8 protein-coding genes are annotated in these 13,370 nt (G+C 33.8%); 5 read left to right on the top strand and 3 right to left on the bottom strand.

Going from position 1 to position 13,370, the window contains the following annotated elements; translation table 11 throughout:
* The first annotated feature begins 381 nt into the window (after positions 1 to 381).
* The 5 genes from ACZ2G0_RS11745 to ACZ2G0_RS11725 all read left to right on the top strand — a co-directional run bounded on the left by ACZ2G0_RS11745 (position 382) and on the right by ACZ2G0_RS11725 (position 6,946).
* Complete coding sequence (locus tag ACZ2G0_RS11745) at positions 382 to 1,383, top strand: type IV toxin-antitoxin system AbiEi family antitoxin (RefSeq protein WP_086452620.1); 1,002 nt, start codon at positions 382 to 384, stop codon at positions 1,381 to 1,383.
* Positions 1,358 to 2,209: a hypothetical protein gene (locus ACZ2G0_RS11740; RefSeq protein ID WP_395361884.1), complete on the top strand. Its 852-nt coding sequence runs from the start codon at positions 1,358 to 1,360 to the stop codon at positions 2,207 to 2,209. The genes ACZ2G0_RS11745 and ACZ2G0_RS11740 overlap by 26 nt, the downstream gene beginning before the upstream one ends.
* A 150-nt stretch (positions 2,210 to 2,359) precedes the next feature.
* Positions 2,360 to 3,007, top strand: a complete 648-nt coding sequence (locus ACZ2G0_RS11735; RefSeq protein ID WP_086452622.1) for a hypothetical protein — start codon at positions 2,360 to 2,362, stop codon at positions 3,005 to 3,007.
* On the top strand, positions 3,007 to 5,163 hold the full coding sequence (locus tag ACZ2G0_RS11730) for a coiled-coil domain-containing protein (RefSeq protein ID WP_417982798.1): 2,157 nt from the start codon (positions 3,007 to 3,009) through the stop codon (positions 5,161 to 5,163). The genes ACZ2G0_RS11735 and ACZ2G0_RS11730 overlap by 1 nt, the downstream gene beginning before the upstream one ends.
* A 4-nt stretch (positions 5,164 to 5,167) precedes the next feature.
* The gene (locus ACZ2G0_RS11725; protein WP_417982800.1) at positions 5,168 to 6,946 is read left to right on the top strand and encodes a hypothetical protein; all 1,779 of its coding nucleotides are present in this window, start codon (positions 5,168 to 5,170) and stop codon (positions 6,944 to 6,946) included.
* A gap of 48 nt (positions 6,947 to 6,994) precedes the next feature.
* On the opposite strand, the gene ACZ2G0_RS11720 is transcribed toward ACZ2G0_RS11725, so the two are convergent.
* From ACZ2G0_RS11720 to ACZ2G0_RS11710, 3 genes are all read right to left on the bottom strand, one after another.
* Entirely contained in the window at positions 6,995 to 7,930 is a 936-nt protein-coding gene (locus tag ACZ2G0_RS11720) for a hypothetical protein (RefSeq protein WP_470307817.1), read from the bottom strand.
* A gap of 73 nt (positions 7,931 to 8,003) precedes the next feature.
* On the bottom strand, positions 8,004 to 9,701 hold the full coding sequence (locus ACZ2G0_RS11715) for a hypothetical protein (protein WP_417982804.1): 1,698 nt from the start codon (positions 9,699 to 9,701) through the stop codon (positions 8,004 to 8,006).
* Between the two features lie 53 nt (positions 9,702 to 9,754).
* The gene (locus ACZ2G0_RS11710) at positions 9,755 to 13,000 is read right to left on the bottom strand and encodes an AAA family ATPase (RefSeq protein ID WP_470307816.1); all 3,246 of its coding nucleotides are present in this window, start codon (positions 12,998 to 13,000) and stop codon (positions 9,755 to 9,757) included.
* Positions 13,001 to 13,370 lie beyond the last annotated feature (370 nt).

Below are 13,370 nucleotides of genomic sequence, written 5' to 3'. Positions count from 1 at the left end.
AGAACACGGAGTTACCTTTGCTCTTGAAATAAGACAAAAGCATACTGGTTTTTGAATATAAAAATGAAGGGGAAGCAACGAAGATATTGGTAAATGGTTCTAATGATCAGAAAATTTCATCAATATGACAAAATCTATAAATCGATGTTTAAGATTTTTTTTTAAACTGCTGTTGATAGAGTTATTGATTAATAATATTAGATTAGTTAGAGCACAAATAGTTGATGTTACTTGTGGTGATTGAGTTCTTGATTATATATTAGATGTAGTTACAATACAAATAATTGTTACTGATGTTGTTTATGTAGCTAAATAATTATATATTTGTTCACTAATATTAAGCGTTCACGTTTTCGTGAACATAAGTATAAAGTGAACAAGATGAACGAGCAGTACATTATACAAAACGCAATACATAATCTTCATAAAGATGAGATACGTGCTGAATGGAGAGAAGCAACTAATGATGGTTTCATTGATGGAAAGCTGACGCTTCATATGAAGTATCATCCTGCTGTTGTATTAAATGTAGCAGTTAAAAAAGAACTACGTGGAATGCATCTTACCATTATGGAGGATAAGGCACGCAGTGAAGCACCATTTATGATAGTTGCTAATCGTATATTTCCTAAGGTTAAGCAGGAGCTAAAAGAAAAGCAAATCAATTACTTGGAGGCAAGCGGAAACATGTTCCTGCTAATGGATGGCCTTTACATTAATATTGACGGTAGGAAAAATGAGGTTACTGCAACTACAGGCGGCAACCGTGCCTTTACAAAGACTGGGCTGCAGGTCATATTCCAGTTTCTAATTGAAGAAGAATGGGTAAATCGACCATATCGAGAAATCGCGCAACGCACCGGTACAGGCTTGGGTAATATTAATAATATATTCAATGGGCTGGCACAGGAAGGTTATCTATTACAGCTGACAAAAAATGAGCAAAAGTTGGAAAATAAGAAGCAACTGTTGGAAAAATGGATTTTGGAATATGAGAAACGTCTTAAGCCAACGTTAAATATTGGTACATTTAGGTTTCTGAAGGAAGAAGATTTTTACAATTGGAAAGAAATTCCTCTTAAAAACCAAGAAACATATTGGGGCGGTGAACCCGCCGGAGCAATTTATACAAATTACCTGCGTCCAGAAGAGCTGACAATCTATACCGCGGAAGAATGGAATGATTTGATCAGGAACTATAGATTGGTTCCGGACAAGCAAGGTAACGTCAAGGTATTTAAGAAATTCTGGAAACATGATTTAGTAAACGAAAATGCAGTGCATCCACTTTTGGCATATGCCGATTTAATGAATAAGGGAGATAGAAGATGTACAGAAACAGCACAAAGAATATACGATGAGTACCTACAAGATAAGTTTTAAGCAATTAAGGCAGGAAGCAAAACTTTCAGAAATGCTTACGGCACTGGAGAGGGGTTTGAAAAAGTTTAGTATAGATTTCTATCTCGTTGGGGCAGTGGCACGAGATGTTTGGATGTCCGCAATAAATGATATCCCGCCAAGCCGCATTACGGGAGATATTGATTTTGCTGTTTTCATCAATGATAAAGGAACCTATGAAGGATTAAAAAAATATCTGATAGAGACTGAGGGATTCCATCCATACAAAGGCAATGCATTTGTACTGGTGTGGAAAAGTTACATTCAAGTTGATTTACTGCCGTTTGGCGAGATAGAAGGTAAAGGATCTCATGTAAGGGTCGAAGGCACCGGTCTTACAGATGTTAGTGTTCCCGGTTTTAAGGAAATATATGATGCAGGACTTCCGGAAGCAGAACTGGAAGGAAAGCACCACTTTAAATTCTGCACGCTTCCAGGAATAGTATTATTAAAGCTGATGGCATATGAGGACCGACCTGAAATCCGTAGGGACGATATTAAAGACATCAGTAAGATTTTAAAGCACTTCTTCGACATGTATACCGAAGAGATTTATGCAAACCATCTCGATTTATTTGGTCAAGATCAAGAACTTGATATGTTGGCTGCACGCGTTATGGGGCGGGATATGGCAAAAATAGCAAGATTGAATGAAGAGTTGTTTGTCAGGATCGCATCCTTGTTGGATAAGAATACGGTGAGCCCTGCCAGTAGTGAAATAGCAAAAATCATGGCTGAATTTTTCGAAAATACTGTTCAGGCTAGCATGGATATGTTGATTGAGATTAAGGTCGGATTTATGGAGTAGGATTAATATTGTATCTTAATATAATGAACTCGAAATTTAAAAAAAGAGATGGAAGCTTACTTTAAAACAGAGGCAGCATATAATTGAAAACCTGCCACAATGTTTTATTAGATATTTGTATATCTTAGCATTACACAAAATATAATATCTATGGAGGACTATCTTAAAAAATTTCGTGATCGCTTACGTATTATGATCATTCTTTATACTTTTTGCGATCCATTGGAGGATAAAAGATCAGGGAAATATGGTGTATTTCGCAGTGAGATAAAAATACAGGCGTTAGATTTTCTTCTTCGCTATCCTGATTTTCTTTCAATGGAATTAATGGATTTATTAGATAATAATACATCAAATGACAAAGAAAAGATTGGGAAAATAATTGAAGCTATTTATTTAGATAATGAACCCGAATTACGGGTGGAAGAAATGGAAAAATTTTTTCATGGAGCATATGAAAGTATTGATGATGTGATAGCATATCTTGTCAGCGTTGGTTTAATCACACATGAAAGTAAAAAAAGATCTGATGGAAAGACATATGATAAAATATACTACATAACTTATGAAGGCTCTAATAAAATTATAGGATTTCTCAATGATATTTCAGCGGTAGAATGGTATTATGATCGTTGTATGTTGATAAAGGAATATTTTGGAAGTTTTTCAGGGACAGAGTTAAAATCTAGACAATATAGATATGGGGAGTATAGTAATATCTCTTACCGTAGCCATATCCAGAATATTAATAGCAAGGTGAAACTAGCATATTTTCAAAGATTTAATAAATCATTATAATGGACGAAAGACAGATTAATTATAAAAATTTCCTCAAGTTTGTTCACGAGCACTTTGCAGAGAATATCACTTTAGAAGAAGTGGAAGAAATCCTTCATTTAGAAGAAGATTACAATAAAGATAGTCCAAATTCATTAGGGAAATCCCTAGTAATTGATCGGTTACTATTTACGGGGCAAAAGAAAACCGGTGAGAGTTTTATATTCGATCAGCCAGTTTACCAAGGTATTAATGTTTGGATTGCTGACAACCACAAAGGAAAATCCACCATTTTTAAAATCATAAAATTTGCTCTAACTGGAGCAGATAGTATTAAGAAAGATATCAAATCCTGGATTACTGAAATATTCCTTCAATTTACTATTGGTAAAATAACCTATACGTGCTACATTAATAGGATAGGAAGGGACAGGGGCGGAGTCTATAGATTTTCAATCAATAGGTTCATGGAGCTAAGAGAAAACCAAAAGTTTGATGATGTACAAAAAGAGGTTGAGTTTGAATTTAATAACCGGATTCAATTCGAAGAGAAGATACAGGACTTTTTTTTCGAACAATTTTCATTTTACACCCTAAAATACACCCAAAAAAATAGTGCTAAGGATTCTTTTGAAATCAATACTTCTAGTCTTAGCTGGGCCACGTACTTTAAATCTATTTATTTGGAGTCTAGTAATTATGAGTATCTGTTTTTTGATAATGAAAAGTATGGCTCACAAGGGAAAAAAATATTCGAAATGATCTTAGGGTTACCCTTGACATACCCCATTAATATGCTAAATATTCAAATGGACAGGGTCATGGAGACTATTGGAAAAATGAAACTAATGGATAAAACCAAGCTGGAGTTTAATAAAAGCAGCAAAGTACAGTTAGAAAAGAGGCTGGCTGAAGTTACTCTTGAAATGAAAGCTCTTCAGGAGGGGCAAAAAATCGAATTCAATGATCGCCCTTTGGTAGAGGAATACAACAAATTGTCTGAAAAAATTAATGAGTCCAGAAAACAGCAGAGGGCCGTTTCAGAAGCCTATCAAAAAGGGAAAAATGAATTGATTACCCATGAGGCAGAATTACAAAGTCTTGAGGGTGATAAAATAAAGATTTCGTCAGAAATAACTAAGCTGAAAAAGCGAGAGCTCAATATCGATATATATCGGCAATCAGAAAGTTTCTTTACAAATCTTGAAATAAAAACCTGCCCGCACTGTGAAAAAAGGGTCAGTGAAGACAAAAAAAAGAGCGAAATAGAAGATCATATATGCAGCTTGTGCGGGGAAGAGTCCAAAGAGCAAAAAGTTGATCCAGAAGAAATAAATGAAAAGGCGAAACTTTTGGAAGTCGAGAGAAGGCAACATGAAGCTAAATTAGAGCAAATTGATAACACCCTTAAAAAGCGTTATGGGGATGTCGAAATATTGCGAAAAAAGATTGCTGAGGAATATGTAAAATCTGTAGCACTCACTAATATAGAAACAGACAGCCGTAGATTGTCAGAGATTGAAACAGAGATTGAATCGATTGGTAAACAAAGATCGAAATTCACGGATTTACTAAATAAAAAGGATAATTTTATCAAAGAAGAGGCAGTGTTGTTATTCCAGCTTAACGAGATCGCTAAGCAGGAATCACAAATAGGTTCCAATGAAATGGCAAATCTAAATTTAAAACGGGATGTTCTGGAATATGCACTTAAGGGTCTGGAAAAAAAGCGTGTACAGCTGAATAAGGATATTCTTAGCAAACTACAGGAATTAATAATCAATGAGGTGCATGCCTTTGGTCTGCTTAGCATCGATAATATAGAAATTTCGGACAAGTATGAGCTAATTTTTGTACAACATGGTATTTCAGTAAGTTTTACTGATCTTACCGAAGGTGAAAAATTAAGAGTTAAGCTCGCATTTTACTTAAGTTTGATTCAGTTGGATATTGAACATAATTTAGGAAGACATCCGAGGTTTTTGATATTTGATTCGCCAGGTAGTGAGGAGATGGTGCCCAAGCATTTACAGGGTTTGTCTGATATCCTTAAAAGTATTAATGACCGATTCAAAGATAAATTGCAAATATTTGTTGGTTCTGCACTGCGAGATTTCTCCCATATTACTGACAAGGAAAAGACATTTATAAAAGAGGAGGATCATTTTGTTTTTTAACGTTATGGATAAAAATGTACTTTTAGGCACTGATTTTTCAAAGATTCTTTTTTTAGATAATTTCTATGTCAATTTGAATGTAGAGAATGAAGATGGCTCTGCTGTCTTAGATTTTTTAAAAGAAATAATTAATACCACTGAAAACACATATATTAAGAGAGCCGCCTGCAAGATTATATGCGAATTGACAGCGGTTAACATAATAAAAAACCGCTATTCCTCTCTAGGTGTTTTATTTGATTTTCTCTCCAGTAATACAAATGAATTAATAGACATTGCATTAAAGCAATTACCTTTTTTTATTGAGCTTTTGACAAGTGAAATAGAGCATAAAGTTATAGACCTTACCGATCATGATAATGGCGATATATCCAGTCAGGCTTATCTTTTTTTAGGGATTAAAACCTTCTTTTTTAGTACGTCTAAGAACGATTTTCCAAATTTTATTAGTACAATTTCTGAGGCTGAAAAATATTTTCTTGCAGCTGAAAATGTAATGGATAACAGGGATGATGCCTGGTTTTACATTATATTAATCCAGTTGACAAAAGCTTTATTATCAAATGATCAAGAAGATGTGGAAACAATGATTACTGAGTTGTATAAGAATTTACAGGTTAGAGCTTTGTATGAAATTGATGTTACTGGTCTGGAACTTGAATATCTAATTTTTCAAATGTTTGATTCTTTAAATAGAAATTATAAGATTGCAATCCGGTCACAAGAATGGCTGGATATTAGGCACGAGACTCAAATGATCCTAGAGGCTAGCATGGAAATAGATAAATTAAAATTGCACAATTCAAAATTTAATAATATTACCAAAAAAATTATTGAGGAGTCAGTTTCTAAAATAGAATCAAATATTTATAATTTTCATCTTTATGGGGAGCATAAGAGACTAATTGCTCTGCATTCTCAAAGTGATAAAAGATTGGCTGATTTTATAGATTCAATACTTCAGTCTTTGCCAGATCAAGATAATGGAACAATAGATGATAATGAAGTATTGGTAATGTTAGTCGAATTTATGGGTGCTGAAGTAGGCCTTGAAATCTATAATAAAATTCAGAAGAAGGAACTGTCTTTTGCAAAAGCAATTGGGCAGTTTATAAAGAATAACTACAATAGTAACTTGTCAATACGCACAGGCAGTTTGGCAGGAGAAGAGATATTTAACGTGTTGATGAGAGAAATTGATACGGTGCTTCCTAAATATTCCAAAGAAAAAAGGAAAACATTTTCGGCTGTACTTGAGGAAGTTATTCGTTATTGCCAAGCTACATTTGTTGGAAATGAAAAGAAACGATTTCCCTTTCTATACAGTACATCTGCAAAAGGAAAAGGCACCAAAGCTAGTGAGCAGGATTTGCAGGATAGTATGATTTTATATTTTGAACATTCTAATATTGCAGATGGATTTGAACATGAGAAGTCTAAGTTCGTGGATGGCGGACGTGTCGATATAGTGTATAAGAAAGATATTCTAACCGTACCTATCGAATTAAAAAAATCATTGTCGCGTCCTGATAAAGATATGCTCGAAGAAAATTACATTGCCCAAGCACAAACTTATACAGCAGGATATGATCAATTGGGTATTTTTGTCTTGTTGGAAATGAGCGACAAGAGTAAAGAACCAATGGCTAATTTCAAAGATTGGTTTAAAATTCATCATTTGCGGCCATCTACAGGTCAGGAAGTATCCTTCCCAGATTATATAATCTCGGTAGTGATACCAGGCAATCGAACTAGCCCAAGTTCAAAAAGTACTTACAAATAGAATATTTGGCCAGACCTCAGCTTAGCGTAATGAATGGAGTTGGATTTCTTAAAAATTTATCGAAGGCTCAATGCGTTCTGGTTTCCAGTAAAATATTTTATTATCTACAAAAAAGGAAATCGGATACTGTGGTGCTACAAAAGATCTCTCGCCATTATCAGGTCGAAAGACAGAAGACATTTTTTTATCAATTAGAGTTTTGCACGCTTCATATATGCCATTCAGTTCACTAGGAAGCTCACCAATACAATCTTGTTTGTAATCTGCCCTTAAATCTCCGACAGCATTATGAAATACGCTTTGTGTAAAAATATATACAAATTTAATGGTCGTCGTATCTCGCGTAATTATTTCCTCCACAATAGTTTTGAAAAGCTGGTGGTCAAGACTAAAATATCCAGTGTTAATTAAGAACACGCCGGCGGTATTGATTGAATTTGAATTACTGAATTGTTTAATCTGCTTTGAGGCTTTTGCTATAGCATTTTTTATTGAATTTGCTATAACACGTTTATATGCTGCCTTAACTTCGCCCGATGCTGCAGAAAAATTGATATTAACAGAAAAACCATTATCTGCTTCAAATATCTTCGTAATTGTATTACGCCTGTCCTCATTATATAAGCTCTCTTTTTGAAGATCTTTCAATTCTATAACTATATCTACGATCATAAAATCTGGAGTCATAGTTGCGGTTTCTGGAATTTTCCTACCCCCTAGCTGACAAATAATAGTTTCAAAATTTGACTCATTAAATCGAGGAATATTATAGTAATAGGGATTTGAAAAGCTAGCTTCAGAAAAACTTGTGAAAGAATAGCCATCTTGTTCAGCCGTAATATAAGCTTTCCATAAGTCTCCGCCCACATCTTCGCAAAGTGAACGGATAAGCTTATCAATTTTTATTTCGGAACAAACAATATACCCTTTACTGGAAATGATCTCATAAAGCTTTAACCGTGAAAAATCGGTTTCATCTATCATTAAGATGCAGTTGTTATAATTTCGATTTTTTGTATTGAATCCTTCAAAAATTACTCTAAGAATAATTATAGCCCTATTCATCTTTTATTACAATTTTAAACCTATCCATAAGCCTTTCCAAGTCGATATTATAAGGTATTTTTCTTCTTGAAATTGGCGATAACTGTTCAGTAATATTCTGATTCGCTCTATAGAAGAGTATTTCTTGATTGGGCGCAGTGTTGACTTTCTTGGTTTTATTCATTTTTTCCAAATGAAAATTGAGCACTTCCTTAAAATTCTTGTCTTTGACTTGGAAGTAAGGAAGCCAAAGTATTAGTGAATCTATGTCTATAACAGTAAGGCCCTTAATGTTGAAATTTTTATTTAGATCGCCGAGCCTTTTAATCGACTGCTCCTTAAACCATTGATTAAGTCTGTAATTAATACCCAGTGTCTGGAATATTCTGTCATGTACAAGAAGAACGGGATAGACCGTAAGTGAGTTCTTAGAATTTACATAATCATCAAACCTAAATTTCTTGCTGCCAATTTCTTCAATAGTAGTAACTAGTTGTCCAATCCCTACTTTCTTTTTTCCATCGATCAAAAATTTTGTTTTTAAAACAGCATTAATCTGCTCGATATCAGCTGATGCTTTAATTTCCTTAGCAATCAATACATCTTTATTTTCAAATACAAATACTTCATTATTATGTCTAACGTAATAATCAGGTTCTCCTGAAAGTTCCTTTTCCCTCTCGGGCTTCTTTATAAAATATTTTTTTGCAAATATCTCGTCAAGTAGGTTTTTCATAAGAAAGTTTTCAGAAAATTCGCTATTGAAAAAGCTGAAGAAATTACCATGCGAAGCTTTTAAAACGTCATCCTTCTCATAAAGTTCTTTGATTTTAAACTTAGCACTTTTGTAAAACTTATCAATTACAAAAAAGTAATGGACAATTGAATATAGATTATCCTCAATTTTATATATCGGATTATTTTTGATATTTGTAAAATCTTCGTCGGGAGCTATATCGTCGGATACCATTGAATCTAAAAATGCCTTCGCATCCTTATCATCAACCTCCCATAGATAACTGTTAGTTCCTTTTAATTGCAGTAATTTCCCAAAAAGAAATGTCATCTGGGCTACAAATTCGTGTTCAGTCGAAACGTTAAAAGATCTAAGGAATTCATCTTTAAGATTTAAATAGTTAGGCTTAGAATTCAGAAATCCTAATAATGCTTCTACCTTATAAAAAGTGGCATAAAGCAAATGCAAAAATTCAATGTTGTCATTTTCAGAAATACCAAGATCTGCAAATGGAAAAGTAAATACTATGCTAAAATCAATAATCTTTTCAAAATCACCATCATTTAAATTATCCAGCACTTGATTATTTATAAGTTCAGTATTAATGCATAAAAATGCCTTAAACAAATTCATTTCATCATCATCGGGAGAATCATTTGTATTATTTTCTAGTAATTCCTGGGAATTCGACAAAACTGCTTCCGCGAATTTTAATGCCGTTTGCCCACTGACTACTTGTGGCTTGGATGTGATTTGTCTATCAAATAAATATTTATCGACTCTCTGGGTTACTTCGTCATGTATCTCTGGGTTACTAAAAAAATTATCATAGTTAGGTATAGGTCTTGTATTAAAAAAGCCAATGGATCTTAATAAAGATTCTCTCGAGACTTTGCTTAAATACTTTATTATAGGTTCCACTTGTTCATCTGGAAAGAGATCTTTAAATTCAAGTAGTTGCTTTATGTTTATCATTGTATTAAAATCTGTTAGCCAAAATTAACCGAAGGTAGCAAATATGCAACTATCTAATATGGATCTCCAATATTATTCTTTAAATCAAACATTGAAAGATCTAAATAGGCTATAAAACTCTTAAAATATTCCTCAAAATCATCAACCACTTCATTTGAATAAAAAAGCTTTATCACATTTCCTGGGAGCGGCCACAGTGAATGGAAATGGTCTATCGTCCTTAAGCGGGAAGTAATTGCATTGAACAATATTCCCTGCATGTTTGCCCTCATTTCCTCTTTTGAAAATACTTTATAGATATCGATATCAGATAAAGTAGCATAATAACCATCGCCGAAAGCAGCAACTTCAGATGGATTAAGTCTATTTTCTATAATAAGATGCTTGTTTGAACTGTCCAAAATTCCCTGTTCAAAATAAGAAAGCGGTGTAGAGCTACTTTCATACTCTTTTTCCTTAAATGTCTTATAAGGAATCCTCAATGCCTTCAGCTTGTTAATTTCTGGTCTTTTGTCTTTAATTGAAATACTATACCTATGAAAAGCCAAATCCTCACGAAACTTATCCATTCTGTTTGAATCGAGCAGATTTTCCACCTCGTCATACGGAATGTTATTATCTGTGCGATGGTATCTTATTTGATTTCTCAACTCAATATTATAAACGCGATCAGGAAGGACATTTATATATTCTGTGTCTAAAAGAAACCATGAAACGTTTAAATTATCTGTATGGAAATCATTGAAAATTGAAGCCATAAATTCTGGAGGACGCTGCATTATATAGTCTGCCAGAAGACCACGATATCCCTTCTCAGACATTACCTGAATTTTATTAATCAGACTAACAGAATCATACATTTCTATAAACCCTAATTTTTCAAATATCGGCAGTGCTGTGTCCAAAGCATATAGAGAATGGTCTTTACGCGCATAGTATTTGGTCCAAAACAATGAAATTGACTTCAGGTCTATCTTACGGCCCTGATGAAGTGCTAATCGCAGATAACTTAGTATGTCTACCCACATGGTGAAACTCGTATCATTTCTATGGTTAACGATATACTGTTTTAGCGGCAAATTCAAAAAATCATTTTCCTTGGGTAGCTTTCCAATCGCCAAAAGATATTCTCGCGCCTGTTTAAATATGTAAGATAGCGAGTATTGATCGATACCCAGATCGTATGTGATCTCCTCTAGAATAGTAAGAGCTTTCCATTCATTGCCTTTCATGTATTCACTTATTCCTCTATACCAAATCTTATAAGTTTTCCTATTCTCTGTATGTATAAACAGATCTTCAAGAATATAGGTAACAATTTCCCTAAAATGCATGTTTGAGCTGTCATTCAAGAGTGAACAGATTTTAGAAATTGAAAGCGGTTTTTGATGCTTTTCAAAGAATTCTATTTCTTCCTGTACATCATTTTGTAATTCGCTAAAGAATCGACGTGTTTCATAGTTATCATCGCTTGTAGTATTCAAAAGAAGGGACCCATCGTTTGTTTCTAAATAGTAAAACATTCCGAACAGATAACGGGTACTTGTAATGTCTTCAATAGTATAACCATTAAAAAGTAATGATCTGCAATAGATAAAGTGAAATCCGTTGAGTGTTGATATATGATCACGAGAAACCATATTTAATATCAGCGATAAATCATAATATTGCCTGATTTCCAGAACTTCGGCTTCCATCTTGGAAAGTGTTTCGCGAATCTGGAAATAGAAATCTCTTACTGCCTCGAAGTCGATAACGCCTTCTATCAATTTCTTAAACTCTGCGATTGAAGCGTACTTTCTTATAATGCTTTGTTTTTCTTCCTTTGAATGATCAAAATAAGAAAATCGTGATTGAAATCGCTTCTCTATATTCATTATCGATGCGTATACAACAGCATTGACCTTAGCTGATACAATTTTGTAGTCGGTGTTCCGTTTGCGTAGGAATGTAATAAAACTATCGTGAAACATCGAAATCCTGTTAAGACGCAACTCAAAAAGATATGGATGTTCTGAGACAAATTGTTTCACGAACATCGCACCATATGTATCGAGGAATAAATCAATTTCAGATTGCATAAGGTATGATCGAACACAAAGAAATAGTGCTAGTGCCTGCTTTCCTTTTTCGCCTTCGATTATTTTCTCGTAGTACTTGTCAATGCTATCAAATGCTTCGAAGTCGGGTACAATGCCTTCAATCCTATATAGTTCTGCAATATATCTTACCAGTATTGGATAACCGTCGGTTATTGTAAAAATTTTTTGAATAATTTTGTAATCCTGAATATGGTAAAGCTCATTTAAAACTATTTTTGTCTGCCCATGATTCCAATTTCCTAACAATTGCTTTTTCCAAGGTAATAAGCGTTGCAATGGACGGCTCAATACAATTACCTTACAATGCTCCTTCAGATTATTAATAAAGGCAACGTATTTTTCCAGGTCATTTGGATTATAGTTTTCGACATGGTCAAGGCCATCTATTATAACCGTCTTTTCACGTTCCTTCAATTTTGCTATAATCTGTACTTCGGTATATGGTTTCAGGTTGCGAAACAGCTTTTTTGAGAAATCCTGAATGAAGTTGTTGTACTTCAGTCGCTCGTTATAATCATTATCCTGATTGGAAACCCAGAAACGGTAAACTACGTTATTTTTATATTGATTTTCCAGATTTACCACTAGATGACTTTTTCCTACACCTGGCTTGCCTTCAATGAGCAATATATTTTCAACGTCAAGCAATTTCCTTGTTACGTTGACAGTAGGTTCTATCAAATAGGTTTTGAAGATATTCAAAGATGGTAAATCACTTATTTTTATCAGCAGATTTCGTTTGTCGAGACATCCACTAAAAAACTGATCGATGATGTATTTTCTAAGGTGGTCTGTTTTATAAAGCTCTTCTATTCTCTGATCTATCTCTTGTCCTGATTGTGATATTATATAGATATTTCCCAGTCGGAGTGCAGGTATACCTAATATTTCGCAATCGGGTGTAATCTCGAGCCTTTTGAAAAATAAAACATTTGTTTCGTTTGACAATTTGTGAAGATTTCCTGCAATAATGATTTCGGTTTCGGACACAACGATCTCGTTTAGTGAGATGGAAGCGAAATCTTTTATCTGAAAAAAATACTCCTTGTCGTTGCTAATCACCCTGATATCGTCAAATTTATGATCTACCAAGGCTTCAATCTCTATGGATTCAATGGTCCTTTCTACATCCATTATTGTCAGCATCAACGATGTAACAAGTTTTTGGAAAGAGTAACCGTAGAAAGCGTTTCTCATGGTAATATTAATTTGAAATAAATCATTTATTGGTAGACAAATATAGTTAACCTATTAAAATTTTAACCGGCTTAAACCTCAATCTTTAGTGGTTTCTCTGGTATAGCTCCAAATCTTCAAAAAAAACTCGATATTTTTTTGGACGGGTTTATGGTTATAGGAAAGTCCAACACTAATAAATTTCACGACACAATGTATATAGTTGTATCTCAGGAACAATTTTCATACATTTACATTTATACAAATACTTTACTGACTTAAGATCAAATTGATCAAAGATTCAAAGGGCTATAAGGTAAGTTGTTATAAATGAGACCTATTCGGCTACCTCTTTTGGAAAGAGTACTTGGAAACACCAGTAAAATCAACG

Source organism: Flavobacterium sp. KKT103, from assembly GCF_055640565.1.
The sequence above is the reverse complement of the archived record's forward strand: the minus strand, read 5'-3'. Positions and strand labels throughout refer to the sequence as shown.